The organism is Paludibacter propionicigenes WB4, assembly GCF_000183135.1.
GTDB classification, from domain to species: domain Bacteria; phylum Bacteroidota; class Bacteroidia; order Bacteroidales; family Paludibacteraceae; genus Paludibacter; species Paludibacter propionicigenes.
Window position 1 is genome coordinate 852,158 of the sequence record NC_014734.1, and the last position, 26,034, is coordinate 878,191.

A 26,034-nucleotide genomic window follows, 5' to 3' on the forward strand; every position below is an offset into this window, starting at 1 on the left:
AAGTTGAACATAATTAAACTTAGACTAAATATTATTCAATATTATTTTGATTATATGCAAATTGATCGTATTTTTGTGCAATAAAATTTCAACAAACTATGTTACCTACAAATTGTCCGAGTTGTCAGGCTCAACTAAAAGTGAAATGCCTGAAATGCGAGAACTGCCAAACCGAAGTTAGCGGTTCGTACGACCTGCCTCTATTGGCTTTATTGCCCGAAAGCGACCAACAGTTTATACTGCGCTTTGTGATCAACAGCGGAAGTCTGAAAGAAATGGCTTCGGAGCTGAAACTAAGCTACCCTACGGTGAGAAATATGCTTAACGATATAATCAATAAAATTAAGACAGATGAAAAGTAACGGTTTTTTCAGACTGATGGTAAATCCTTTTACCCGAATTGCCGGTTGGCAGGCTTTTGGACTTGGTTTGGTATTTTTGGTAGTCAGTGGTATTATTGGCGGATTTGGCAATGTCGTTTTCGATGGAGTTATCGACTCACATTTGGTAACGCAACTAACCATGATGCAATCGTTCAGCTACATAGGTATAAGTTTACTGACGCTGGTGTTGGTTATGTGGATTGCCGGATTATTTATTGCTAAAGGCTTCAGGTTTATCGATATACTGGGCACCATGACACTGAGCAAAGCCCCGTTTCTGCTGATAGCCATTGTCGGATATTTCGCTAAGATGCCCGACATGAATGAAGTTATGAAAAATCCGATGGTCGTTTTCCATTCCATGTCAATGGTTGTGTTGATGATCTTGTCTATTCCGGTAGTGGTTTGGTCCATCACCCTTATGTATAACGCATTGAAAATATCGAGCGGAGCAAGCGGCGGTAAGCTTACCACCGTGTTTATTATTGCCATTCTGGTATCGGAAGCTATATCTAAACTCATGATTTACTTTCTGATGTAATCAATTAAAATAAACGATTTATCAAAAATCCTATAAAACATAAACAGTATGGAAATTAAAAAATTTACTCAATTCGGTACATTTACAGTAATAATATTGTCCGTATTATTAATTGTGTTCGTAACATTACTCATCGATCATGGATTTTCAGTAAAGCCTGAAGCGTACATGTCCGCATCTCTTGTTTTGATTTTTATTGTTTGCCTGCTTACATTCTATAAGTTGACAATTATTATTGATAACACAACTATTTCATTTAAACTAGGCATCGGCATATTCGGTAAATCCTATAAAATCGATGAAATTGAATCCTGCAATTCTGTAAAGAACAAATTCATTTATGGCTGGGGAATTCATTTAATACCAAATGGTTGGCTTTATAATGTTTCAGGTTTCAAAGCTATCGAACTAAACTTTAAAAACTCAAATAAGGTGATAAGAATTGGTACCAATAAACCGGAGGAGATTGTTGAATTAATGCAGAGATTAATTAAGTGATTGTTTCAACCCAATAATACATTTCAAAATGAAAAAAATCCTCTTACTAAGTATGTCGTTGGCATTGACGACCTATATTTTCGCTCAAGACATTACCGGCGATTGGAAAGGCTTGCTCAAGGTTGGAGCAACTCAGTTGCATCTGGTATTTCACGTCACTAAAACAGCTTCCGGATTAACTACCACCATGGATAGCCCCGATCAGGGAGCTAACGGAATTCCGCTGGATAAGACCTCGTTCGACAACAAGACGCTCTCATTCGAGTTGACAATGGCTAAAATCAGTTATACCGGAACAATTGATAACGCAGGAGTTATAACCGGGACTTTCAATCAAAGCGGACTCTCATTTCCATTGGTCTTGTCCAAAAGTAATGATGCTCCCGTATTAAGTTCGCCTAAAATCGAGCCAAAGGAACCTACTGATCCCAACGATATTACCGGTGAATGGAATGGAAAGTTGAAAGTATCAGGTATGCAGTTGCGATTGGTTTTTCATATTTCAAAAGCTGAAAACGCTTATTCAGCTACTATGGATAGTCCCGATCAGGGGGCTAAAAACCTGCCAATGAGTAAAGCAAAATTCGAGAATAATATGCTGACCGTGGAAATGGCTTCGGCAGGCATTGAATATGTGGGAAAACTTGACTCGGGCAAAGTGACGGGAACCTTTAAGCAGGGTGGTCAGTCGTTTCCCATGGTATTGACCCGTGCTGCCATAGCAAAGGTGGAAATGAAACGTCCGCAGGAACCTGTAAAACCCTATCCGTATTATTCAGAGGATGTGACATTTATCAATGCAAAAGCCAATATCACCTTAGCCGGAACACTTACATTGCCTAAAAAAGCGGGTAAATTCCCGGTGGTGGTTATGATTACGGGCAGTGGCGCTCAAAACCGTGACGAAGAGTTGATGGGACACAAACCTTTTCTGGTTATTGCGGATTACCTGACTCGTAACGGTATCGGTGTGCTGCGCTTCGACGACCGCGGCTCCTTTGCATCCAAAGGCGATTTTAAAACAGCCACCACGTTTGACTTTGCTACCGATGTGGAAGCGGCTATCGAATACCTGAAAACCCGCAAGGAAATAGACGTGAAACATATCGGACTAATTGGGCACAGCGAAGGAGGAATAATTGCTCCGCTCGTGGCTTCGCGCAATAAAAGTGTGAGCTTTATCGTCATGATGGCCGGAACTGCCATACCGGGAAGCGAATTGCTTATCCGTCAGCAGGAACTTATCGGACGCGCTTCCGGGACGAAAGAAAGCGATTTGAAAACTACGAAAGATTTGAATACCGACATATATAAGCTGGTGGATAAAATTTCAAACAACGACACCCTGAAAGCGAAGATTACGAATTATTTGATAACCAAAAGCAAAGAACTACCCGAACTGAATATTCCCGAAGGTAAAACCGTGAACGATCTTATTGAATTGCAACTTTCGCAATTAATGACACCCTGGATGCTGAACTTTATTCGCTACAACCCCGCTCCTACACTGGAAAAAGTACAATGCGCGGTTTTGGCTATAAACGGAAGCAAGGATTTGCAAGTGCCTGCAAGCGTGAATCTTCCTGCTATTGAAAAAGCGCTGAAAAAAGGCGGCAACAAACACTTCATTGTAAAAGAATTGCCCGGATTGAACCACCTGTTTCAGGAATGCAAAACGGGATTACCGGCCGAATATGGCGAAATTGAACAAACCGTATCGCCGTTGGCGCTTGAAACCATGACGGGATGGATAAAGACAGCAGTGAACAGTTATCAGTGAGGTGCCGGTTGCTGTAAAGAATTAGGAATGGGAGTTTGACATTGAGTCTTGCTCCCATTTTGTTTGGAGAAATTTCCTGAAAAATGATTATCTTTGCAATCCGGATTGGGAAATTGGTTGATTAGCTCTTTGGTTGAGTGGTTAATTGGTTGATTAGTTGATTGGATGACTGGTTGGTCAATTGGTACATCCGGGGAAACAGGAAATAATAAAATTGTAAATAAATATATGGCAAAGGAACTTACTTCGCGTAGCGAAAACTACTCACAATGGTATAATGATTTGGTAATTAAAGCCGACCTGGCCGAGAGCTCAGCGGTGCGCGGCTGTATGGTGATTAAACCTTACGGTTACGCCATTTGGGAAAAAATACAGGCCGAACTGGACAGAATGTTCAAAGAAACAGGACACGTAAATGCTTATTTCCCGTTGTTTATACCTAAATCATTCCTGAGTAAAGAGGCTGAACATGTTGAAGGTTTTGCCAAAGAATGTGCCGTGGTAACACATCACCGTTTGATGGCCGATCCGAATGGTAAAGGGTTGATAGTTGATCCGGATGCTAAACTGGAAGAAGAGCTGATTGTACGCCCAACCTCCGAGACCATCATTTGGAATACGTATAAGGGCTGGATTCAATCGTACCGCGATCTGCCTATCCTTATAAATCAATGGGCCAACGTGGTTCGTTGGGAAATGCGTACACGTTTATTTCTTCGTACAGCGGAGTTTTTGTGGCAGGAAGGTCACACAGCGCATGCTACCGAAGCTGAAGCTGTGACCGAAGCACGTAAAATGCTGGAAGTATATGCCGACTTTGCAGAACGCTTTATGGCTGTGCCGGTACTCAAAGGTGTAAAATCTGCAAACGAACGCTTCGCAGGAGCACTGGATACTTATTGTATTGAAGCACTTATGCAGGATGGTAAAGCACTGCAGGCAGGAACATCACACTTTCTCGGACAGAATTTTGCCAAAGCTTTCGACGTTACCTTTATGGACAAAAGCAACAAGCTGGATTATGTTTGGGCAACTTCGTGGGGAGTTTCTACCCGACTGATGGGTGCGCTGATTATGACTCACTCCGACGATAACGGACTGGTGCTCCCTCCTAACCTGGCTCCATTCCAGGTGGTGATTGTGCCTATCTACAAAAATGAAGAACAGCTGGCTGCCATCGATGCCAAAGTGGATGAGATGATTCCAAAACTCAAAGCGTTGGGCATAAGCGTGAAATACGATAATAACGATAACAAGAAACCGGGTTGGAAATTTGCCGAATATGAGCTGAAAGGTGTTCCTGTACGTCTGGCATTGGGTGCCCGCGATCTCGAAAACGGTACAGTGGAAGTGGCTCGTCGCGATACCTTGACCAAAGAAACTGTGGCTATCGAAGGTGTGGAAAACTACATCAGCGACTTGCTGAAAACCATACAGGCCAATATTTTCCAGAAGGCATACGATTACCGCGCTTCGGTAACACGCGAAGTAAACTCGTACGACGAATTCAAAGTGGAAATTGAAAAAGGCGGATTCCTGATGTGTCACTGGGATGGAACTCCCGAAACCGAAGAACTTATCAAGGAAGAAACCAAGGCTACTATCCGATGCATTCCATTAAACGGCGATACTACACCGGGTGTATGTATGGTAACGGGTAAACCTTCGGCTCAACGGGTGGTATTTGCCCGTGCATATTAAGGGGTTTTATATACGCAATAAACAAAGAGGGTGTCCCATGAGGGCGCTCTCTTTGTGTTTAAATGAATCGTTGTTATATTGCCGTTCTTCAACATTTGATAAGATTCAAAATGGTAGCGTCTCAGGCTGTTTGTCCTCAAGCCGGACAGGCTTTAACTTTTTTGCTATAGCCCAAAAAAGTAAACAAAAAAGGCCGTCGCTGTCGATAAAAAGCTAAAAATCGCCTGCGTTCCGCTGAAAGCGTCCAAACTCCTCCCTGCGGTCGTCAAACAAGGACGCTTCATAACCGCTTCACTCCGACAATTTTCTAAACGCTTTTTCTCTAAGGCGAAAAGTGAATGCTGCAATAAACTATCCATAAAATAATGAATTAAGTATAGTTGAAAGAATATAGATCCAAGAAAAGGCTCAATAACAATAGTCACTTTTATTTGATCAACAGCTTGCACCCGCGCTTATCAGACTTACATTCTTTAAAAATAATCATAGAAATTATGTTCTCCTTAATTCTTTTTTGTATGTTTGTGAAACGGAAAAAGCAAATACAAAAGAGTTATGTTTTGCTCCGAAATAATCGAAACAAAAACTACCGGAATGAACAAGAAATCTATTTTTTACAGTCTGTTGGCGGCACTGCTACTCTGCTGCTGCAAACCAACCACCCGACACGGCGAAAGCCAATCCAAAGCAGAAAGTACCGATTCAGTAACAACGGGCACTGCAAGTAAGCAAACAGCCAATACGGCAGCTCAAATTTACGCCAAACAGCAAATTCCGGTACTGTGTTATCATCGCATAGAAGATGGTAAGAAAGGCGACTACACGGTGAGCAAAGCCACCTTTACTTCGCACATGAAAGTGCTGGCCGACAGCGGATACCATTCGGTGTTGCCGGGTCAACTGTACGATTACCTGGTATATAATAAAAGTCTGCCCGCGAAACCCGTATTGATAACGTTCGATGACTCCAGAGCCGAGCACGCTGCTGTAGCCGCTCCGGTGATGGAAAAATACGGATTCAGGGGTGTATTCTTTATCATGACTATCACCTACGATAAGAAAAACTACATGACCAAGGAACAGATAGCCGGATTGGCCAAAGCCGGGCATACGGTGGGGCTGCACAGCTGGGATCATACCATGGTGACTAAATACAAAGAAGCGGCTGACTGGCAAAAAGAAGTGGCAGAGCCCAAAAAGAAACTGGAAACAATTACCGGAAAGCCGGTTGAGTACTGGGCTTACCCCAACGGAGTGTTTAATCATGCCGGAGCGCAGGAACTGAGCAAGTACTTTAAGCTGTCGTTTTCGCTGTCCACCAAGCGCGATTCCGTGGTGCCACTGCAAACCGTGCGCAGAATTATTGTACCCGAATGTTCGCCGCAGAGCTTGCTAAAATCCATGCGCAAAAACTTCTGACCCGATATAAAAAGACTTGTAACCTGCCTACCGCAGGCAGGCAAGTAACTAAATACTCGTAACTACTTACCCCATACTATCTATATTAAAAATCTCAACATTATGAATTATAAACATCACATTGTTTTATCCATGGTCTTTGTATTAGCCCTGAGTGGGTGCGATTCAAAAAAGACACACGGTGCAAAGAATAGCAAAGAAGAAAAAATATCCGGACAAGCTGAAGAAAAAGAGCGCACGCCCATTGATACGCTGGCCTATCAGCAGAAACTGAAGGCGTTGGCCAACGGTGACACCACTGGACTGTGGCCAAACCATCTCCGCTCCTACCCGCTGGATGGCGCCATACTGCCATTTAAAAGAATTGTAGCTTTTTATGGTAATCTGTATTCGAAAAAAATGGGCATTCTGGGCGAAGTGCCCCCCAAAGAACTGTGGAAGAAACTGAATGGCGAAGTGAAAGCCTGGGAAAAGGCCGACTCCAGCACCCGGGTACAACCCGCCATACACTACATTGCCATAGTGGCTTCGGGCACACCGGGCAAGGACGGAAAATTCCGCACCCGCATGCCGGAACATCAAATAGACTCGGCACTGAGCATAGCCCGCATGGGTGATGCCATCGTGTTTCTGGACGTGCAGGTGGCACTGAGTGATGTAAAAACCGAAGTGCCCACACTGGAGAAATACCTCAAAATGCCTCAGGTACATTTGGGTATCGACCCCGAGTTTTCGATGAAAGAAGGTCACCGCCCGGGCACTAAGATAGGCACTATGGATGCTACGGACGTCAACTTCTGCTCCGATTATCTGACTAAGCTGGTGAAAGAAAACAACCTGCCACCAAAAGTACTGGTAGTGCACCGTTTTACACAGGGTATGCTCCGCAATTACAAAAACATCAAGCTTCACCCCGAAGTACAAGTGGTGGTCAATATGGATGGATGGGGCGAGCCGGTGCTCAAACGCAGTACCTACAAACTGTATGTGTACAAGGAAGCGGTGCAGTTTACCGGATTCAAGCTGTTCTATAAAAACGACTTAAAGAAAGCACCTCACGTTATGCTGACGCCTCAGGATCTGCTAAAACTGAAGCCACAGCCTATCTACATTCAGTATCAGTAAACAACGGATATCGGACACACCAGGCATGACACCACAGGATATAGCTGCCGCCCGGCTGTACAACCAGCACATTGAAACATCGGAACACAGCTCGGTGAAAGAGCTGGTGGCACGGATGGGTGCCATTCAGGCGCAGGACTTTGCTATGGCAACACTGGCCATTGGACTGCGGCTTACGGATGCCAACCATACCACGGTGGAAACGGCGTTTAATGCCGGCGAAATTGTCCGCGCACACCTGATGCGCCCCACCTGGCACATAGTAGCGGCCGACGACCTGCACTGGATGCTGAAACTCACCGCGCCGAGGATAAAATCGTCGCTCACATCGCGGCATAAACAGTTGGAAATTGATACCGATATACTCCGAAAAGCCAATACCATCATTGAACAGGCATTGTTGAAAGAGCGATACCTTACGCGCGAAGAGCTGGATAAGCGTTTTACAAAAGGCGGGATAAAAACCACCGACAACCGTTTATATCATCTGTTGTTTTGTGCCGAGATGGAAGGACTGGTGTGCAACGGACCGCTTGCCAACGGTAAACAAACCTACGCGCTGCTGCACGAAAGAGTTCCGCTCGTGCGGGAATTATCCTACGAAGAATCGTTGGCAGAGCTGGCGGGGCGATACTTCACAAGCCACGGTCCGGCCACGTTGCAGGACTTTGTGTGGTGGTCGGGACTGTCGCTTACCCAGACCAGACACGCACTGGAACTTATCAAATCCGACCTTGTATCCGTAACCGCAGGCGCCGAAACCTATTGGATGGGCAACGCGCCCACCAACCCCAAGCCGGGCGAAAACTCCATCCATTTATTGCCGGCATACGACGAGTATCTGATCAGCTACAAAGACCGTAGCGCCTCGCTGATGCAGGTGGACAACCCAAAGGTGGTGTCCAGCAACGGAATTTTCCGCCCCGTGGTGGTGATAAACGGACAGGTATCGGGACTGTGGAAACGCAGCCACACTAAAAACCAGACAACTGTTGACGTAACATTATTCCGCTCGCACGACGAGGTTGTGCAGGAAAAAATACAAGCCACTATCCCCAAACTAGAGACTTTGTTTGGAAAAAACACCCGACTACTGCTGTCCGGTCAATAACTAAGGCATTTTACAGTATCGTACAATACCTTTTACACCACCGTATAAGACCTCTTGCACCACCGTATAAGACCTTTTACACCACCGTATAAGACCTCTGACAGTACCGTATAACACCTCTTGCACCATCGTATAAGACCTCTTGCACCACCGTATAACACCTCTTTCACCATCGTATAAGACCTATTGCACCATCGTACAATACCTCTGATATTGACCGATACCCCACCCTATAGCTTAGAGATACATCGTTATTTATTATGATTCTAAATTACAGCCATTCAACAAATTTTAATCAATTGATTTATAATATATTTGTAAACCAAAACATATAACAACACACAGCATAACTTAATTATTAAACTAATAACTGTTGCAAATATCAAAAACATCAATTATATTTGTCCCGTCGATATGTTAAGGTTGCGAAGTAACGATAAGCAAGGTAGGTTTTAAAACCCTGACCGTGAGCGCCACCGTGCGGTGGGACGAGCTCTGCAACGTAGATGCAGCACTCGAAAAAATAGGATAACAATCGTCTCTTATGTTCACTAACACTATACTTTCTCGATGACGACGATTTCCCCAACAACGCGACAAGCGCTGTTGGGGAAATTTATTTCGGCCCATGCAGACGGTTGAGTAAAATAAAGTGAACTACCTGTTGTTAATTATAAAAATAGTTCCTATCTTTGGATTTTTAAAAAAGGAAACAAAGAAATATACACAGCTGTAACAACAAAGGGGTTCGATCAGATAAAAAATCCATTGGATAAGTTGGACATATAAATAAATTAACTAATCGGATATGTGCGACAACAAAGATTTACAACAAAAATATATTTTACTGAAATTCAAACAATTAATAAAAACACAAACTAACATAAATGTGATATAAGTGCGACAGCGTCGCACATACACGGATGTTATGGGTAATTATTAAAAGAAACAAAGAAATGAGTGAGAAAGACTACTTCTATTTAGAAAAAGTATTGCCAGAACCTGAAATGATTTTCAGTTTTGATTACAAGACACTTGATAGCGTTTTAAAAACTTGTGTTTTCGTATTAGACACAAATGTTCTTTTTGTGCCTTTTGACGCTAGCGAAAAAAATCTCGAAGAAATAAAAAAGATATTTTTAAAACTGAAGAAAGACAATAGATTATTTCTACCAGCTAGAGTAGTTAGAGAATTTGCAAACAATAGAGCAAAACGAATTGGTGACCTTTTCCTGAAAATAAGACAAACTAAAGATAGTTTAAATACTGGAACTTTCAAGACTGAAGACTATCCATTATTACAGGGAAATGCTGCCTATCAAGAATTACTAAGTAACTACGGAAAAATCATTGAATTGATTCAATCTTCTAGAAAACTTCTTGAAAATGTAGAGTCAGACATTCTAAGTTGGAATTGGGATGACAATGTTAGTCGAACCTATAAAGAAATATTTACTGCAGAGACAATTAGAGAAGTTCAAAAAGAAAAAGACAAACTAATTGAAGACCTTAAATTTCGAATTGAACATAAAATTGCTCCTGGTTATAAAGATAGTGGAAAGATAGACGATGGCATTGGAGACCTTATTGTATGGCAAACAGCACTAGAAATAGCCAAAGATGAAAATAAAGATTTAATCTTTGTTAGTAATGACCAAAAGAATGACTGGTTTTACAAGCAAGACAAAAAAGGATTATATCCAAAATATGAATTGTTTGACGAATTCCGAAGATTTACGAATGGGAAATCATTGCAAATAATAAACTTCCCAGCTTTTCTTGAACTACTAGACGCTACCCCTGAAACAGTCAATGAGATAAAAGAAAGCATTAGAAAGATTGAAGATGTTGAATTTCCTAAAAACCACCCGCCAGAAAAATTATTGGAAGGAATGATGATTGAACACAGAAAATTTGGTCGGGGAATTATAAAACAAATATTTAACAACCAAAGAGGTAATGCTTGGTTTGAAGTTGATTTTAAAGATTATGGCTCTAAGAAGTTATTGATAAAATTCACTCCAATGAAAATTATAAATAATGCTCATAATTTTTTGCTCATGCACCCAGACTTCGATGGCGACCCAAAAACATATCAACTTTTGGATGAAGACGAATAACTACCCATAACACACGCCTATGGGCACAGGCTGGCTGACGTGCATTCAGCGGTCTTTGCTCCCGCATTAGCTTCGCTGATCTTCGATTCACCTTGTCGTTTCACGACAGCGAATGCTCCCGCAAACCGCCAATGCCCATAGCCTCGGTCGTTATGGGCAAGTGTAGAAAACAAAAAAGACTTGATTATGCTGAACAAAATCAATATCATACTGACACTAATTTGTTTGTTTTGGAATGCTCAACGAGCGTTTCCATTAGTTGAAATTGAATCAACAACACTTGACTCAACTTTGAAAATAAATGACACAAAAGCTTCAGCAGACAGTATTATTAGGGTAGAGTATTTTGTAGACAGCGTAAACATTGGACAAAAGCACAAGAATAAGATTGAAATAACTAACTATCAAGTAAAAGACAGTAACTATGTTGTTATCAACTTTTACTCATTGCTTGAAAATAGACTTTGGAGACTCAAACAAACCTTTAATTTCGAAAAAGATGGATTAACGAGTTGCGACCCTCTGATTTCGGATTTCAACAATGATAATTTCAACGATTTTACATATATATCTGCAATAGCAGCGAGAATGTCAAATGAAGTTAGAAGACTTTTCATTTATGACAATTCAAAAGATGAACTTATCTTGATAAAAAACTCTGAGGATTATCCAAATATGCTTTATAACAAACAATTAGATTGTATTGATGCATTTCTGATACATGGTGGTACTTCGACAATTTTTCTAAAGATAATCGGTGACAGTTTGAATGAATTTGCAAGTGTACACAACAGCGACTATAGGGTTATCTATAAAACAGATAAGGCAGGAAATAGAACGCTAATTAGAAAAAAGAAAATAAATGACGAGGGAATTTGGGTTAGGTACAAAAATTATGACCCATTGGAAGCATACAAAGAAAAAAACTAACCCCTAACACACGCTATGTTCATTGGCTGGCTGACGTGCATTTAGCGGTTTTTGCTCCTGCCTGCCGCAGGCAAACCGACAATGACCGTAACGATTGGAATAAAAGAAAACAAAAAATAAAAAGTATATGGCACAGACATTTAAACTCAAAAAAGGAGAAATATTATTTGAAAATGATAAGATTATCATTTCAGACAAAGCAAAATTACAAAGGTATATGTCTCTATTCACTTCGGGGCTGTGGATGTTAGTTGGAATAAAATATATGTTGAAATCTGGACAATTAAATACTGACTCGTTAGATTACTTCTGGATATTTCTTGGAGTAATAAATATTCTAGTTTTCGTTGCTTATCTATTAAGGTCTTCAAAAAGTATAATATTGATTGATGAAGTGAAATCTCTTCAAGTAAAACAGCGCTTAAACAACATATTTCTGGACATTAAACTTAACGACCATAGATTAAGACGTGTAAGTCAGGTTGAAGATATGGAAGAACTCGAAGAATATATTAAAACACATTATGACGGTTTGACAACAAAGTGAAACGAACTGACTGTTAGTATTTAAACAACTGAAATAAAACCCCAGCTCCCGCACGATTGCATGACATGGGAATGCTAAATAGGAATAGTCGGTTAGTAGATGGTTTGCCACACGATAGAATCGTGCGGCAGCATGGAGAATGGACGGTTTTTACGCAGACTCTCGTTAGGGGCTATTTTAGAAAAAACAAGAAATAGATATTATGAGAAAATTTTTATTCTTTTTAATCTGTTTTTACAGCCAAACAACATTTGGACAGTTTGGAATTATTTCAGACAAAGACGGCTTTGTGAACGTCAGGGAATCACCAAATGTCAATAGTAAAATCATTGATAATTTGACTAATGGACAAATCGTATATTGCTTGGAAGCCGAAGGTGAATGGAGACCAACTGACTATGATTTTATTAGACATGAGAAAAGTGGTTATGTTCACAATTCCAGAATAAAGTTCATTGAAGAATTTGACAACGTACCTTACAGCAGAATAACTGATTCAACAGTTATTTTTAAAAAAGACTCAATAAAACTATTTGCAACCAAGACCAAATTCAATCCCAAAAACAACAAATTACAATATCGTAAAGGAGACGCTTCAAATAACGAAATGAATTATTTAGAAAGAATAAATGGAAAAGAAATATGGGGAACAGATGGATATATTCCTAAAAAAAAATATGGACAATTCACTCTAATTTATGGAAAAGAAAAAATGAATCTACCAATTGACAATTTGTTCGAGCCAAACTTAGATTACACAAAAGTAAATATTGACACAAAAAGTAAAACAATTTATATTTCCGCGTCTAATAGTGACGGAGCAGGTAGTTACGAGGTTTTATGGATTATCGTGAATGGAAAATTTAAACAGAGAATATTGACCTTTGGATTTTAAAAAAACACCCCCTAACCCCAGCTCCCGCGCGATTGCATCTCGTGGGAATGCTAAAAGGAATAGTCGGTTAGAAGATGGTTTGCCACACGATAGAATCGTGCGGCAGCATGGGAGCTGACCGCCAGTTCACATTAAATCCTTTCAGGATTTTTGATTGAAAAAAATAAACTAGTACACGGAAAACAAACAACTATATTCAATAAGCTTGCACATAAATTTAAAAATATGACATTATCCTATTGTAGACCAATAGTACTATAGTTTTTCAGCAGACCCTAAATAAACATCAAAAAGTATATATGAATTCAGTAAGTAGTCGTTGGGCAGTCATTTTTACATGCATTTTATTTCTAATTGGACAAATTGTTTTAGTAGATCCTGTCTCTGCTCAAAAACTCGTAACAATCAAGGGGGTTGTGTTGGATGGAATGACTAAAAATTCTGTTCCTAATGCAACAATCAAGTTATCGAAAAATAGGATAACTACAGCTAAGATTGATGGAAAGTTCGAATTCAGCTGTTTGCGCGAAGATACTTTTATGATCACTGCAATAGGTTATTATCCTCGTTTGTTGCGCGTTCATGATTTGCTTACCGATTCGTCAAAGTGTAAAGTGCTTATGCAACCGGCTATTTATCAACTTCATTCGGCAGAGGTAACAGCTAAAAAAAAGAAAACTAAAATTTCAAAGGCTTTGGATTTACTGTCTGACGTATCGCACCCCTTCACTTATTTCGGTAAAGAAGAAAGATTCAAGCGCAGACATGCAAAACTCAAGTCGAACAGTGTCTTTTTCTCAGAAAATATATACTGGGAAATCAATCGCCAGTTAATTGAAGAAATAAGTAAACTAACAGGTGATGACTTAGATAAATGCATAATGTATTGCAATACTCATATTGTTTTGTCGCCCAACGATGATGAGAAAACCATTACAAATAAATTGCTACTTTTAATTTCCGATTATTTTAGAAGTACTAAAAGCCGAAACCGAGACAGCTTGAATGTAAGAGGTTGAGTATGCACTGCTCCCGCGCGATGCAGTCGTGCGGGAGCGGCGGTAGATTAGAAAAGATAAGCATTTACTGACAAACAACATTTGACAATAACTATGAATAACGAGCTAAAACCTTTATGGAGAAGAATATTTAGATTTAATTGGAAGTTTGGACTTTTTTTAATCCTAGCAGTTTGTATTCCGCGATTTATTTTAGTCCTAAATGCAAACAAAACAGGAAATTACAGCTCCATTGGATTGATAATGACTATTTCTGCAATTGCTCCATTCATTTTTCTAAGCAAATACGGACTTAAAGAAATAGGATTGACAAAGACCAGAAAATACAACTGGTTTGCTATAGCTTTTGTATTGGGACTGTTTGCAAGTATTTTCCTTTATTTATTAGGACAAACATTATATGGAAACTCGTATGAGAATTGGTATGAATACATAGGAAAGTCATATAAAATTCCAACTATAATAAGCCCGAATAACAAAATGATATTATTTGCTATTATGGCATTTACTGGTATGACGTTTAGCCCAATAGGCGAAGAACTTTTCTTTAGAGGAATCGTACATTCAAGTTTTGCGAAATCATTTGGAGAGAAAAAAGCATCAATAGTCGACAGTTCTGCATTTGCACTAACACACATTTCGCATTTTGGTTTAGTGTTCGTCAATAGCAAGTGGGATTTTTTTTCTATTCCAACTATAATATGGGTAACAAGTATGTTTTTGGTGAGCTTGTTATTCTATGCTTCAAGAAAGTATTCAGGGTCAATTTTGGGTGCGATAGTTTGCCATTCTGCTTTTAACTTAGGAATGATTTACTGTATATTTTATTTAGTAGAACAACGAGTTAAGTAAGACATATTCAATAAAACAAATAAACTTACCGCTAACAAACTCCTATGTTCATTGGCTGGCTGACGTGTATTCCGGTAGCTTTGCTCCTGTCTTCCGGTCACGACTAACGGGAGTAAATTAGCAAACGGTCGTAGGATTGGGAATTAAGGGTAAGTATATAATATAATATAAAAGAAAAGTAAAAGAAAAATGAACGTACTAATTTTGATAGCAAACATTTTGACATTTTTAGCTTTTATCATACACACTTTTATTGGTGACAAAGAACTAAAAATAAATGAGCCGATTGATGACCTTGATGATAGTTTCCAAAAACGAGAAAAATGGACAATGTCGCGTTGTGGTTGGCATTGGGTTTCATTCGACTTGCTTTTTGCGACAATCGGACTTGGGCTAATAAACTTCACCAGCTATTTCGACAATGAGAAAGTGTTACTCCAGATTTTGTCAACCTATTTTTTGGGATATGCCATTGTTTGGGGGTTGACCATTGTTATTTCAAAGCAATTTCCGAAAAACTATTTAAAACTAGGACAATGGATTTTACTTTTAATTATAAGTGGGCTTATTTATCTAGGAACTAACTGAAAAAATTGACGAATTATGCTTAAACTTGGTGGGTATTTAAATATTATCATTGCGGGAGGACACATTATCGGTCTATTTTGGGCTGACGCAATGTTTGAAGTAACTGGGATTGGAAATGACATGAAAGAACTAGCTCAAATTAATCCCTTGTTGCCGTATATTCTGACAATCATTGTTGCAATAGCATTTCTTATTTTTGGACTTTATGGCCTGTCTGCTGATGGCAAAATAAAGAAACTACCATTTCTGAAAATTGGTATTTTCGGAATATCAGGAATTTATATATTTCGTGGTTTTGGTGGATTATTGCTTAATACAATACAAGGAACGAACTCTTTGATTGAAACAACATATTCGCTTATTGCATTAGCTATCGGACTTTTATTCCTTTTTGGATGCTTAAAAAAATGGACTTTAATACCGAAAAAATAACGACCTCATTTTCTTTGGCCGACTGGCGTGCATTCCGGCAGCTTTGCTCCTTCCGCAGACAAGCCCGTAACTAACTGTCACGACAAACGGGAGTAAATTGGCAAAAAGGTCGTAGCATAGGGAGTTAAAGGTAATTTTAGAAGAAAAAAACAATGAGAATAACAATTTGTATTTTACTGGTTTTAGTCATAAGCTCGACTTATGGTCAAACTCAAAAAGATTCTTTATTTAAAAAGGATATTGTTCCTTTGGTTGAAGAAATGGAATTTATGTACGGATATGATCAAGCAATGCGTGAATATACAATATATCAGACTTTTGATAAAAACGTAACAGACAAAATTGAAAACCTTACAGATAGCTTAAAGGAAAAAGAGATTGACAAAAGAAAATTTGCTTCAGATAGTCTTGCCTATTTTATTTTTAAAAATTACATAAACCCAAAAGATGCTGTGCATACAGCAAGAATTATAGAGATTACAAAAAAATATGGATTTCCTAGCTTGGAAAGAATCAGAAAATACTATAAAAAAGATTTTATAGATCCAGAGTTTAACCCATATATACTTTTAGTTCATGCTCCAAAAGCATATTGGATTGAATTGAAAGAATTAACAAAAAAGGAATTAGTTGAAGGACGAATAAGTCGTTGTGTTTATGGTCACATGTTATGGCATTTTAATGGACGTAAAAACATGAAAGATTTACTAGAAAATGGGTTTGAAATGATTAAAGAAAATGGGTTGACTAAATTAAAGTCAACTTGTGAATAAAAAAACGAACGCCTAATACACGCTCATATGTTCATTGGCTGGCTAACGTGCATTCACTTGGTTGAATATTGTCTGAACTTGGATTCAGCTGATTAATCAGATAAAAAAGAACGCTCTGAAATCTGATTCATCACTTAATCTGATAAAATCGTGGTTCAGACGGTGATAGATCAGTTTGGCGAAATCTCCAAACATCGTCGTGCTAAAAGCAAGACTCTTGCCTTGCATATCATAAATAGAATATGGAAAGCAGGAGCATTTCTCTTAGCGAAGAAGAAACCTTCGCCAAATTCTCGGACGAGAAATGAAAATTAATTCAACAATCAAATAGAAAACAAGAATGATTATACGTAAAACAATACTTACTGAAAGGCTTATACTAAAGCCAACTATAGAAGAAGATGCAGAATTTATATTCGAACTCTTAAACACACCCAAATGGCTGAAATTTATAGGTGATAGAAACGTAAATTCATCTATAGATGCAGCAGAATACATTAAAACCAGAATGCTTCCACAACTCGAAAGGCTTGGATATGGTAATTATACGGTCGTAAGGACATCGGACAACGTAAAAATTGGAACCTGTGGACTCTTCGACAGAGAAGGATTAGAGGGTATAGACATAGGATTCGCATTCCTCCCCGGATACGAAGGGCAAGGTTATGGTTTTGAATCGGCCAATAAGTTGAAAGAGGTGGCGTTTGAAGAGTTTGGGATAAAAGAGATGAATGCCATCACAAGTAAAGAAAATATCAACTGCCAAAAACTGTTAGAGAAGCTGGGATTGAAATTAAAAGGGACAACAATACTCCCAAATGAAAAGGAGGAACTTTTGCTTTACGGTATAAAGAATGAATAAAACAAGAAGCAGTTAGATTTTTACCGGAAATACAAGTAAAAAAAGTCGGGGGTATTTACAAATAAACTGTAAATACCCCCGACTATTATTTCAATAAAATATATCGCTTAGAAACGCATAAAGAAATCCCAGGTTTCTTTGGCAATCCAATTGACAGAAGACCCCGGATCTTTAACGTCATTGGTGTGCCCCCCTACGAATGAACCGAACAAGACAGGATATTCAGTAGGAAGTCCTTTAATTTCAGTGGTGATATGAGTAGAAGTTGTGGCTAATGGTAATTCCGGCAATTGTTTTAATCCATTATCTTCAATGTGTGTTAATACACAATACTTACCACCTTGCTTTAGTGCATCTGAGTTGACATACTTACAAAGATCGTCCTGAGTACCTGTTGTGCTAAAATATGCTATCGGTTTGTGTTTATTTTCCGGAAGATAAATATTCCAGTTGGCCGGAGAATAACAAGCCACCGCCCGAAGATCACTTTGAAATTCCAATGATAACGAGTAGGTAAACATGGCACCAAAGCTAAAGCCACAGCAAAATACGCGAGTGCTGTCTACGCTCAATTTCTCTTTAAACAATTTAAGCATATCGGCAAAGAAGATATGATCTTTGTTATCACCTCCACGCCAGGGAGAACCATCGGTGTATCCCTGAGGTGCAACGAAAATAACGGGAACATTATCTCTGTCTGCATACGTTTTAAGACCATAATAGTTTTGATCAACCATTGTTTGCATACTTCCCCCCATCATGTGCATAGCGAAAATTAAACGATACTTTTTGCTTTTGTCGTAGTTTTTAGGGATATCAATGATATATTGGCGGGTAAGTCCTGCACTGGTGATGGTATACGTCCCACTCTTCAAATCTGTAGGTTCTTTAGTAGAACCGGTAGTGGGAGTTGTAGTACTGGCAACATCAACCGGATTATCTGATTTATTGCACGAAAAAAATGAAACTAAAAGGAGAAAGATGACGAGTGTTTTTTTCATTATTCAATATTTATAAAAGATTTCGGGTTACTTATTTCCATTTTTACAGGGCAAAGATACTACTATTTCGGTGTAAGTATATACCAAAAACATTGTAAATAGACGTTGTCGTGGCCTATTTCTTTCGTCTAAACTAATGTCAACATATGATAAGTAACTCACGGGGTGTATTAAAGTCACCCCGTGGATATAGGTAAAGAAATTCGCACCAACAAGAGAAACTGTTGTTTTTTTTAGAAATATGAGTTTAAAGAAAACAATCGGGGGTATTTACAAATAAACTGTAAATACCCCCGACGATTATTTTAAATAAAATGTACTAGAAGCGCATAAAGAAATCCCATGTTTCTTTTGCTATCCAGTTGACATCAGATCCGGGATCTTTAGCTTCATTGGTATGACCGCCTACGAATGAACCAAACATTACAGGATATTCAGCAGGAAGTCCTTTAAGTTCAGTAGTGACATGAGTAGGAGTTGTAGCTAATGGTAATTCCGGCAATTGTTTTAATCCGTTATCTTCGGCATGAGTCAAAACACAGTACTTACCACCTTGCTTTTTCTCATCAGAGTTGACATATTTACAAAGACCGTCCTGAGTACCTGTTGTGCTAAAGTAAGCCAGCGGTTTGTGTTTGTTTTCAGGAAGATAAATGTTCCAGTTAGCCGGAGCATAACAAGCCACAGCACGAAGATCGCTCTGAAATTCTAATGATAGCGAGTAGGTAAACATCGCACCAAAGCTAAATCCACAGCAAAATATGCGAGAGGTGTCAATGCTTAGTTTATCTTTAAAGAATTTAAGCATATCGGTAAAGTAGATATGGTCTTTGTCATCGCGTGTACGCCATGGTGAACCGTCGGTATATCCCTGAGGTGCAACGAAAATAACAGGAACATTCTCTTTTTCGGCATACGTTTTAAGACCATAATAGTTATTATCAACCATTGTTTTCATACTTCCGCCCATCATGTGCATGGTGAAAATCAAACGGTAAGTTTTGTTTTTGTCGTAGTTTTTGGGGATGTCAATGGTGTATTGACGTTCAAGTCCAGCACTGGTCATGGTATAAATACCACTTTTAAAATCTCCAAGTTCTTTACCGTAACCGATACTACGAACTGGAGCATTTTTTAATTTACGGGCAACTTCGACTGATTTCCCTGATTGCGCATTGAGCGCAAAAAATGAAGCTAAAAGGAAAAAGATGGCAATTGTTTTTCTCATTGTTGAATATTTTTAAATGTTTTCTGGTTATGTATTGTTACTTTCTATGCGTTAGACAACTGATGTCGGCATAAGTTTAATCCACTACCTTTATTTGGAATGGAAACAGGTTAAGCTGCATGTTTAGACTAAGCAACATCGGTTTTCTATACAAATTTTGATGTATCCGGCAGTTGTTTTACAGTGGATGAATTACGCGGGCCTTTGCACGGCATTTTCTATATTCTGCAGCACAAAGATACATATATTTCTGCTTGGTTTATATCAAAAACACTTTATAATCGCTGAATACAACACCTACGAGGGGAAATTTATACCATTCTAAAGCAGATGACAAATCTATTAAAAATAAATCAAATCACATCTCGTTAATTATAGAAATAGTTCCTATCTTTGGAATTCAAAAAGATAAAACGATTTAGAAAACAGGAGCACAGTAGATAAATGCGATATATGTTCAGTTGGTTGGGTATAAATATTCTCAACTAAGCATATATACGTGTTAGATCAAATTAAAGAAAAGATATGAAAACATACATTGTAGATGCTTTTACTAAAATTCCATATTCTGGAAATCCAGCAGGAGTTTGTATTTTAGATTACGAATTACCAGATAATTTAATGGCAAAGATTGCGAGGGAAATAAATCATTCTGAGACAGCATTCCTACATAAAATAGATAATGTATATAGATTGAGATGGTTCACGCCAAAAACTGAGGTTAGTTTGTGCGGACACGCAACTCTTGCTACTGCACACATTTTATATGAGAAAGGATTTCTAAAGAGTAATGAACAGATAAAGTTTGATACCAAAAGCGGGATTTTGACGGCAAGGATTACTAATGATATGATTGAATTAGATTTTCCTCAGATGTTTGTCGACAACTGTGAAAGTAACGAGATTATTGAAAAGGCATTTGATATTAAACCCGTTTACGTAGGAAAAAATGACAAAAGATATTTGATTGAAATAGACAGTATAGAAAGACTAAAGACAATAAAACCAGACTTTCAGTTGTTGCAAAAGTCAGATAGAGGAGGGTTTATAATAACAGCAAAATCAGATGACAATTATGATTTTTATTCAAGATTTTTTGCTCCAGGTGTTGGAATAAACGAAGATCCAGTAACTGGTTCTGCTCACTGTTATCTTGCTCCATATTGGTCAAAGAGATTAAATAAATCAAAGATGTTAGCATTTCAGGCTTCAGAAAGAACAGGGATAATGGAATGTGAGCTTTTAGATAATAACCGTGTTTTATTACGAGGACAAGCTATTACGGTTAATGAAATGACAATGGATTGGAAAAACAATTAACTAGCTGTAATACAAGCTCTTTTAGTTATGCACCGAAATTAGAATTTTGAGAGGTGAGCTTGATTGCTATACTTTTATTTATTAAAATAATCATTTCCAAAATCTAAACAGCCTATTATTTGTTTTAGAGGTCTACAGTCGATCTTATACAAGAGTTATTGGAAGCTCTTTATTAAGACCAAATTAAAAATGGAAACAACATGTCGATAACCAAAGAAGAAGAATTAATTGGAATAAAAAAAGCAAGCGAAGCAGTAGCCTATACGCTCCGGGAAATGAGAAACTATGCCAAACCGGGCATGACTACCAAAGAGTTGGATGATTTTGGAGGAAAGCTATTAATGGAGCTGGGTGCCAAATCGGCACCTTTTGTAAGTTATGGTTTCCCGGGCTGGACTTGCATAAGTTTAAATCATGAGTTTTGCCACGGCATCCCGTCGAACAGCAGGGTATTGGCAGAAGGTGATTTGATTAACATAGATGTTTCGGCCGAGTTGGATAGATTTTTTTCGGATAACGGCGGATCATTTGTATTGGGTGATGACAAATACCGGTATCAGCAACTGGTTGATGCTTCAAAAGATATTCTTCATAAGGCCATTTATAATATAAAAGGTGGAGTACGCATTTCGGATATCGGTTTTATCATCGAAACCGAAGCGAAAAAGCGAGGCTACAAGGTAATCAAAAACCTTACTGGTCACGGCGTAGGTAGAAAACTGCATGAAGCACCGGATGAAATCCCTAACTTTAAGGACAAATGGAATACCGCGCGGTTTCGTAAGAACTCGGTAGTTGCTATCGAAACTTTTATTTCTACAACTTCGACTTATGCTCAAACACTGGGCGATGGTTGGACTATGGTTGGGAATAAAGGCGGGATTATGGCTCAGCACGAACATACTATTCTGGTGACCGATGGAAAACCGATTATACTCACCGAAATGAACGAAATCTGGAACTAACCCATAAAATATCTGTGCGTAAGTATCTGATTTATTTATAACTTGACTTAGTTACCCGATAAAACTTTGATTTATAAATTTGATGAAATATGAAAAAGGTATTACTGCTATTGGCCGACGGATTTGAGACTTTTGAAGCTAGTGTTTTTATTGATGTTATCGGTTGGAATATGGAGGAAGGCGATGGTTCTACTCAATTGTTTACCTGCGGGCTGAAAAAGGAAATAAAAAGCTCATTTAATCAGCGATTTATAGTGGATTACGTGGCAGATGAAATTGACGTCAACCAATTTGATGCTTTAGCTATTCCAGGTGGTTTTGAGGTATACGGTTTTTATAACGATGCGTATGCCGACAAATTTCTGGATATAATCCGGAGTTTTAAAGCTCAGAATAAGATTATTGCATCGATATGCGTAGGTGCTTTGCCTGTTGGAAAAAGCGGTATATTGAAAGGGCTACAAGCCACTACCTACAATAGCGATATCAGACGAAAAGCCTTGGCAGAATTTGGTGTTCAGGTAATACATCAACCGATTGTGGAAGATAACAATATAATTACCTCCTGGAATCCGTCCACAGCTGTGGATGTAGCATTACTATTGCTGGAACACCTGACAACAAAAAGTAATGCCGACTCTGTTCGTAAATTAATGGGCTTTTAAAATTTTATCTCTCAATAACATTCAGGTGAAATATAATCTATAACAGTTTCAATTGAACACGTTTACGAACAGCATCTACTTCCAAAACCCGTACTTTCACATGCTGGTGAACCGACACTACATCGGCCGGATTAGAAATAAATTTGTCAGACATATTAGAGATATGTACCAACCCGTTTTCTTTAATACCGATATCTACAAAAGCTCCAAAGTTCGTGATATTGGTAACGATTCCGGGTAATTCCATGCCAATTCGCAAATCGGAAATGTTTTTTACATTGGCATCAAACTCGAAAACCTGAATGGCACTACGTGGGTCACGTCCGGGTTTTTCCAACTCATACAAAATATCATTCAGTGTGGGCAATCCTACTTTAGGACTAATATATTTCTGTAAATCAATAGTTTTCCGGAGTTCTTTTTGTTGGATTAATTCTTTTACATCCACTTTCAAGTCCTTGGCCATTGCCTCAACAATACCGTAACTCTCAGGGTGTACAGCCGAATTGTCCAGCAAATGTTCCGCATCGGGTATCCGTAGAAAGCCTGCACACTGTTCAAAGGTTTTTGCACCCATCTTGGGCACTTTCATCAACTGTTTACGACTTTTAAAAGCTCCGTTTTCGGCTCTGAAGTCCACAATATTTTGAGCGAGTTGCGGCCCAAGCCCCGAAACATAGGTCAATAAATGCTTGCTGGCAGTATTGAGGTTCACTCCTACCCGATTCACTGCATTTTCCACCGTTTGATCCAGCGCTTTTTTTAATTGGCTTTGATCTACATCGTGCTGATACTGACCTACTCCAATTGATTTTGGGTCAATTTTTACCAGTTCAGCTAACGGGTCCATCAATCTACGTCCTATCGAAACTGCTCCACGTACCGTTACATCATACTCGGGAAACTCATCCCGGGCAATTTTGGAAGCCGAATAAATGGATGCTCCGTTTTCACTCACCACAAAGAGCTTTACTTCCCTGTCAAATCGGGTGTTTTGAATAAATTGCTCGGTTTCGCGTCCAGCCGTTCCGTTACCAATGGCAATCGCTTGAATATTATAGGCTTCTACCATTTTCTGTACCTTGCGCATGGCTTGCGAAGTTTCATTCACAGGTGGATGGGGGTAAATGGTTTCGTTGTGCAGTAAATTCCCCTGAGCATCAAGACAAACTACTTTACAACCGGTACGAAAACCGGGATCGATACCGAGTACCCGTTTCTGTCCCAAAGGCGGTGCTAACAATAACTGCTGAAGATTTTCGGCAAAAACACGTATAGCTTCTGTGTCGGCTTTCGTTTTACTTTCAGCAGCAAATTCGGTTTCAATGCTGGGTTTTAATAATCGTTTGTAAGCATCGGTAACAGCATCAGCCACTTGCTGCGATGATTCTGTTTCTCCTTTTACAAAAATACGATCCAATCTTTCCAAGCACTTATCGTCATCGGGCGAAATACCCACACGTAAAAAACCTTCAGCCTCACCCCTACGCATAGCCAGTAACCTGTGCGACGAACAACGTGCCAGTTTTTCGGTCATATCAAAATAATCACGGTATTTCTGAGCTTCCTCATCCTTTCCTTTAATCAATTTTGAAGTTATCACAGCTTCGCGGGCAAATATCTGACGTATAGCATTTCGGGCAGCTTCACTTTCGTTTATCCACTCGGCCATAATATCGCGGGCACCTCCCAAGGCTTCTTCCACATTTTCAACCTTATCCTTGACAAACGGTTGCGCCAAACGGTCCACATCGTTGGATTGCTGTTTCATCATCATCTTGGCCAAAGGTTCCAAACCCTTCTCACGGGCAATCTCAGCTCTTGTACGGCGTTTGGGTTTGTAAGGCAGATAAATGTCTTCCAGCTCGTTTATATTCCAGCAGTTGTCAATTCTGGCCTTAAGCTCTTCTGTCAGCTTATCTTGTTCATCTATCGATTTCAGGACAGCCAGTTTCCGTTTGGCCAGTTCGCACAATTTATCGTATTGCTCACTGATATTGGCTATTTGTACTTCATCCAATCCGTCGGTCATTTCTTTACGGTAACGACTGATAAAAGGTATGGTAGCACCTTCGTTGAGCAACTGAATGGTATTTCGAATTTGTTTTTCAGCGAGTTGAAGCGAATTAGCTATAAGTGATATAAATTTAGCCGGAATTTGAGTCGTTTCGGTTGACATTGGAAATGAATTTGTAAAGTTGAAAGTTTATAAAGTTTGAGCTCCTTTAGGCGTTAGGGTCATCTCAATGCAGAATTTTGAAAACCAGCTCTTTCATCAAGTCGCCTTCGTCGGTACTTGGATTATCAATCCCTTTGTACCTTGCATCCGTATCGCGAATCCATGATATGATATTCATGGTTTTCCAGGCTCCAAAGCTCTGAGCTGCTTTTTGATAATCTTTTACGAAATAGGGATTTATCCTCAGTTCAGAAGCCACTGCACCTTGACTTTTATCTGATAGATAATGATATATCATCAAATCGCTAAAAAATTTAAATAGCTGCGACAACACCATTACCATCGGGTTAGCTTTTTTATTTTCAGCAAAATAGCGTATTATACGGTTCACCTTCACCACATCTTTATTAATCAGTGCTGCCTGTAATTCAAACACATTGAAATCTTTGCTTATTCCAATATTCTTTTCTACCAGTTCGGGAGTTAACCGTTGCATATCAGCTGGTTTTGTCAACAAGAGTTTATCAAGTTCGTTCACCAACTTGCTCAAATCAGTCCCTAGAAACTCAGCAATCATTGCTACTGCTTTTTCGTCAATAGCCACATTTTTCGATTTGCAATACTTTGTAATCCAGCTCCCAACTTCATAATCACGTAATTTGGCTGATTCATATACTGTGGCAACCTTCAGAACTTCCTGAAACCATTTCTTACGCTTATCGGGCATACCGTATTTATAACACAGAACTAATATTGTAGATTTTAGCGGATTAGACAAATAGTGAACAAAATTATCCCAATCCTTAATCAGTTGAGCTTCTTTTATAATCAATACCTGATAAGCTCCCATCATGGGGTAGCGTTTAGCCGCATTTATCACCGTCGTGATATCAATATCCTTTCCATATAAAATGGTCATATCAAACTCTCTCTCTGTCTCATCAAGCACGTTTTTCTGAATAAAATCAGATATTACATCAATATAATAAGGTTCTTCTCCCATCAGGAAGTAAACCGGACTATACTCTTTCTTACGGAGATCTGTCAGAATTTGATCGTATGTTGTTTCTTGTTTAGCCACTTTTTGGTTGTTGGAAAAG

At 39.0% G+C, this 26,034-nt stretch carries 26 protein-coding genes; 21 read left to right on the forward strand and 5 right to left on the reverse strand.

Annotated elements, in window-relative coordinates; genetic code table 11:
• The first annotated feature begins 98 nt into the window (after positions 1-98).
• From PALPR_RS03470 to PALPR_RS03505, 8 genes are all read left to right on the forward strand, one after another.
• On the forward strand, positions 99-362 hold the full coding sequence (locus tag PALPR_RS03470; protein ID WP_013444230.1) for a DUF2089 family protein: 264 nt from the start codon (positions 99-101) through the stop codon (positions 360-362).
• A complete protein-coding gene (locus PALPR_RS03475; protein ID WP_013444231.1) occupies positions 352-924 on the forward strand; it encodes a hypothetical protein in 573 nt (190 codons plus the stop codon). The genes PALPR_RS03470 and PALPR_RS03475 overlap by 11 nt, the downstream gene beginning before the upstream one ends.
• Positions 925-972: 48 nt before the next feature.
• Entirely contained in the window at positions 973-1,422 is a 450-nt protein-coding gene (locus tag PALPR_RS03480; protein ID WP_013444232.1) for a hypothetical protein, read from the forward strand.
• Positions 1,423-1,450: 28 nt separating this feature from the next.
• Positions 1,451-3,202 carry an alpha/beta hydrolase family protein gene (locus PALPR_RS03485; RefSeq protein ID WP_013444233.1) on the forward strand — a complete coding sequence of 584 codons (1,752 nt, stop codon included), beginning with the start codon at positions 1,451-1,453 and terminating at the stop codon, positions 3,200-3,202.
• A 228-nt stretch (positions 3,203-3,430) separates the two neighbouring features.
• Positions 3,431-4,903, forward strand: coding sequence for a proline--tRNA ligase (proS, locus tag PALPR_RS03490; protein WP_013444234.1), 1,473 nt, complete (start codon positions 3,431-3,433; stop codon positions 4,901-4,903).
• Between the two features lie 594 nt (positions 4,904-5,497).
• On the forward strand, positions 5,498-6,322 hold the full coding sequence (locus PALPR_RS03495) for a polysaccharide deacetylase family protein (protein WP_041620645.1): 825 nt from the start codon (positions 5,498-5,500) through the stop codon (positions 6,320-6,322).
• Positions 6,323-6,424: 102 nt separating this feature from the next.
• Complete coding sequence (locus PALPR_RS03500) at positions 6,425-7,447, forward strand: hypothetical protein (protein ID WP_013444236.1); 1,023 nt, start codon at positions 6,425-6,427, stop codon at positions 7,445-7,447.
• A gap of 25 nt (positions 7,448-7,472) precedes the next feature.
• Positions 7,473-8,558 (forward strand): winged helix DNA-binding domain-containing protein, encoded by a 1,086-nt coding sequence (locus PALPR_RS03505; protein ID WP_013444237.1) that lies wholly within the window; start codon positions 7,473-7,475, stop codon positions 8,556-8,558.
• 417 nt (positions 8,559-8,975) lie between these two features.
• Here the strand turns inward: PALPR_RS03505 and PALPR_RS15765 are convergent, their stop codons facing one another.
• The gene (locus PALPR_RS15765; protein ID WP_148226420.1) at positions 8,976-9,188 is read right to left on the reverse strand and encodes a hypothetical protein; all 213 of its coding nucleotides are present in this window, start codon (positions 9,186-9,188) and stop codon (positions 8,976-8,978) included.
• A 326-nt stretch (positions 9,189-9,514) separates the two neighbouring features.
• On the opposite strand from PALPR_RS15765, the gene PALPR_RS03510 reads away from it, so the two are divergent.
• The 10 genes from PALPR_RS03510 (at position 9,515) to PALPR_RS03555 (ending at position 17,576) form a co-directional block, all read left to right on the forward strand.
• Entirely contained in the window at positions 9,515-10,678 is a 1,164-nt protein-coding gene (locus PALPR_RS03510) for a PIN domain-containing protein (protein ID WP_013444238.1), read from the forward strand.
• Between the two features lie 186 nt (positions 10,679-10,864).
• Positions 10,865-11,608: a hypothetical protein gene (locus tag PALPR_RS03515; RefSeq protein WP_013444239.1), complete on the forward strand. Its 744-nt coding sequence runs from the start codon at positions 10,865-10,867 to the stop codon at positions 11,606-11,608.
• Between the two features lie 127 nt (positions 11,609-11,735).
• On the forward strand, positions 11,736-12,155 hold the full coding sequence (locus PALPR_RS03520) for a hypothetical protein (RefSeq protein ID WP_013444240.1): 420 nt from the start codon (positions 11,736-11,738) through the stop codon (positions 12,153-12,155).
• A 202-nt stretch (positions 12,156-12,357) separates the two neighbouring features.
• Positions 12,358-13,050, forward strand: coding sequence for an SH3 domain-containing protein (locus PALPR_RS03525; protein WP_013444241.1), 693 nt, complete (start codon positions 12,358-12,360; stop codon positions 13,048-13,050).
• Between the two features lie 299 nt (positions 13,051-13,349).
• Entirely contained in the window at positions 13,350-14,069 is a 720-nt protein-coding gene (locus tag PALPR_RS03530; protein ID WP_013444242.1) for a peptidase associated/transthyretin-like domain-containing protein, read from the forward strand.
• Between the two features lie 93 nt (positions 14,070-14,162).
• On the forward strand, positions 14,163-14,921 hold the full coding sequence (locus PALPR_RS03535; RefSeq protein WP_013444243.1) for a CPBP family intramembrane glutamic endopeptidase: 759 nt from the start codon (positions 14,163-14,165) through the stop codon (positions 14,919-14,921).
• A gap of 189 nt (positions 14,922-15,110) precedes the next feature.
• Positions 15,111-15,509 carry a hypothetical protein gene (locus PALPR_RS03540; RefSeq protein WP_013444244.1) on the forward strand — a complete coding sequence of 133 codons (399 nt, stop codon included), beginning with the start codon at positions 15,111-15,113 and terminating at the stop codon, positions 15,507-15,509.
• 15 nt (positions 15,510-15,524) lie between these two features.
• The gene (locus PALPR_RS03545) at positions 15,525-15,941 is read left to right on the forward strand and encodes a hypothetical protein (RefSeq protein ID WP_013444245.1); all 417 of its coding nucleotides are present in this window, start codon (positions 15,525-15,527) and stop codon (positions 15,939-15,941) included.
• 152 nt (positions 15,942-16,093) lie between these two features.
• Complete coding sequence (locus PALPR_RS03550) at positions 16,094-16,714, forward strand: hypothetical protein (RefSeq protein ID WP_013444246.1); 621 nt, start codon at positions 16,094-16,096, stop codon at positions 16,712-16,714.
• Positions 16,715-17,054: 340 nt separating this feature from the next.
• On the forward strand, positions 17,055-17,576 hold the full coding sequence (locus PALPR_RS03555) for a GNAT family N-acetyltransferase (RefSeq protein WP_013444247.1): 522 nt from the start codon (positions 17,055-17,057) through the stop codon (positions 17,574-17,576).
• Between the two features lie 107 nt (positions 17,577-17,683).
• Here PALPR_RS03555 and PALPR_RS03560 read toward each other — a convergent pair whose 3' ends face one another.
• Both PALPR_RS03560 and PALPR_RS03565 read right to left on the reverse strand, forming a co-directional pair.
• The gene (locus PALPR_RS03560) at positions 17,684-18,577 is read right to left on the reverse strand and encodes a CE1 family esterase (RefSeq protein ID WP_013444248.1); all 894 of its coding nucleotides are present in this window, start codon (positions 18,575-18,577) and stop codon (positions 17,684-17,686) included.
• 319 nt (positions 18,578-18,896) lie between these two features.
• On the reverse strand, positions 18,897-19,805 hold the full coding sequence (locus PALPR_RS03565; protein WP_013444249.1) for a CE1 family esterase: 909 nt from the start codon (positions 19,803-19,805) through the stop codon (positions 18,897-18,899).
• Positions 19,806-20,330: 525 nt separating this feature from the next.
• Between PALPR_RS03565 and PALPR_RS03570 the strand changes: the two genes are divergently transcribed.
• From PALPR_RS03570 to PALPR_RS03580, 3 genes are all read left to right on the forward strand, one after another.
• Entirely contained in the window at positions 20,331-21,125 is a 795-nt protein-coding gene (locus PALPR_RS03570) for a PhzF family phenazine biosynthesis protein (RefSeq protein WP_013444250.1), read from the forward strand.
• A gap of 200 nt (positions 21,126-21,325) precedes the next feature.
• The gene (map, locus tag PALPR_RS03575) at positions 21,326-22,090 is read left to right on the forward strand and encodes a type I methionyl aminopeptidase (protein WP_013444251.1); all 765 of its coding nucleotides are present in this window, start codon (positions 21,326-21,328) and stop codon (positions 22,088-22,090) included.
• Positions 22,091-22,179: 89 nt separating this feature from the next.
• Positions 22,180-22,755 carry a DJ-1/PfpI family protein gene (locus PALPR_RS03580; RefSeq protein ID WP_013444252.1) on the forward strand — a complete coding sequence of 192 codons (576 nt, stop codon included), beginning with the start codon at positions 22,180-22,182 and terminating at the stop codon, positions 22,753-22,755.
• Positions 22,756-22,792: 37 nt separating this feature from the next.
• Here PALPR_RS03580 and PALPR_RS03585 read toward each other — a convergent pair whose 3' ends face one another.
• Complete coding sequence (locus PALPR_RS03585; RefSeq protein WP_013444253.1) at positions 22,793-24,934, reverse strand: Tex family protein; 2,142 nt, start codon at positions 24,932-24,934, stop codon at positions 22,793-22,795.
• A 64-nt stretch (positions 24,935-24,998) separates the two neighbouring features.
• The gene (holA, locus tag PALPR_RS03590) at positions 24,999-26,015 is read right to left on the reverse strand and encodes a DNA polymerase III subunit delta (RefSeq protein ID WP_013444254.1); all 1,017 of its coding nucleotides are present in this window, start codon (positions 26,013-26,015) and stop codon (positions 24,999-25,001) included.
• Positions 26,016-26,034 lie beyond the last annotated feature (19 nt).

Bases quoted from the DNA above. Each gene is read 5' to 3' on its own strand.
- PALPR_RS03470 (WP_013444230.1), top strand. From the start codon at position 99: ATGTTACCTACAAATTGTCCGAGTTGTCAGGCTCAACTAAAAGTGAAA.
- PALPR_RS03475 (WP_013444231.1), top strand. From the start codon at position 352: ATGAAAAGTAACGGTTTTTTCAGACTGATGGTAAATCCTTTTACCCGA.
- PALPR_RS03480 (WP_013444232.1), top strand. From the start codon at position 973: ATGGAAATTAAAAAATTTACTCAATTCGGTACATTTACAGTAATAATA.
- PALPR_RS03485 (WP_013444233.1), top strand. From the start codon at position 1,451: ATGAAAAAAATCCTCTTACTAAGTATGTCGTTGGCATTGACGACCTAT.
- proS (WP_013444234.1), top strand. From the start codon at position 3,431: ATGGCAAAGGAACTTACTTCGCGTAGCGAAAACTACTCACAATGGTAT.
- PALPR_RS03495 (WP_041620645.1), top strand. From the start codon at position 5,498: ATGAACAAGAAATCTATTTTTTACAGTCTGTTGGCGGCACTGCTACTC.
- PALPR_RS03500 (WP_013444236.1), top strand. From the start codon at position 6,425: ATGAATTATAAACATCACATTGTTTTATCCATGGTCTTTGTATTAGCC.
- PALPR_RS03505 (WP_013444237.1), top strand. From the start codon at position 7,473: ATGACACCACAGGATATAGCTGCCGCCCGGCTGTACAACCAGCACATT.
- PALPR_RS15765 (WP_148226420.1), bottom strand. From the start codon at position 9,188: ATGGGCCGAAATAAATTTCCCCAACAGCGCTTGTCGCGTTGTTGGGGA.
- PALPR_RS03510 (WP_013444238.1), top strand. From the start codon at position 9,515: ATGAGTGAGAAAGACTACTTCTATTTAGAAAAAGTATTGCCAGAACCT.
- PALPR_RS03515 (WP_013444239.1), top strand. From the start codon at position 10,865: ATGCTGAACAAAATCAATATCATACTGACACTAATTTGTTTGTTTTGG.
- PALPR_RS03520 (WP_013444240.1), top strand. From the start codon at position 11,736: ATGGCACAGACATTTAAACTCAAAAAAGGAGAAATATTATTTGAAAAT.
- PALPR_RS03525 (WP_013444241.1), top strand. From the start codon at position 12,358: ATGAGAAAATTTTTATTCTTTTTAATCTGTTTTTACAGCCAAACAACA.
- PALPR_RS03530 (WP_013444242.1), top strand. From the start codon at position 13,350: ATGAATTCAGTAAGTAGTCGTTGGGCAGTCATTTTTACATGCATTTTA.
- PALPR_RS03535 (WP_013444243.1), top strand. From the start codon at position 14,163: ATGAATAACGAGCTAAAACCTTTATGGAGAAGAATATTTAGATTTAAT.
- PALPR_RS03540 (WP_013444244.1), top strand. From the start codon at position 15,111: ATGAACGTACTAATTTTGATAGCAAACATTTTGACATTTTTAGCTTTT.
- PALPR_RS03545 (WP_013444245.1), top strand. From the start codon at position 15,525: ATGCTTAAACTTGGTGGGTATTTAAATATTATCATTGCGGGAGGACAC.
- PALPR_RS03550 (WP_013444246.1), top strand. From the start codon at position 16,094: ATGAGAATAACAATTTGTATTTTACTGGTTTTAGTCATAAGCTCGACT.
- PALPR_RS03555 (WP_013444247.1), top strand. From the start codon at position 17,055: ATGATTATACGTAAAACAATACTTACTGAAAGGCTTATACTAAAGCCA.
- PALPR_RS03560 (WP_013444248.1), bottom strand. From the start codon at position 18,577: ATGAAAAAAACACTCGTCATCTTTCTCCTTTTAGTTTCATTTTTTTCG.
- PALPR_RS03565 (WP_013444249.1), bottom strand. From the start codon at position 19,805: ATGAGAAAAACAATTGCCATCTTTTTCCTTTTAGCTTCATTTTTTGCG.
- PALPR_RS03570 (WP_013444250.1), top strand. From the start codon at position 20,331: ATGAAAACATACATTGTAGATGCTTTTACTAAAATTCCATATTCTGGA.
- map (WP_013444251.1), top strand. From the start codon at position 21,326: ATGTCGATAACCAAAGAAGAAGAATTAATTGGAATAAAAAAAGCAAGC.
- PALPR_RS03580 (WP_013444252.1), top strand. From the start codon at position 22,180: ATGAAAAAGGTATTACTGCTATTGGCCGACGGATTTGAGACTTTTGAA.
- PALPR_RS03585 (WP_013444253.1), bottom strand. From the start codon at position 24,934: ATGTCAACCGAAACGACTCAAATTCCGGCTAAATTTATATCACTTATA.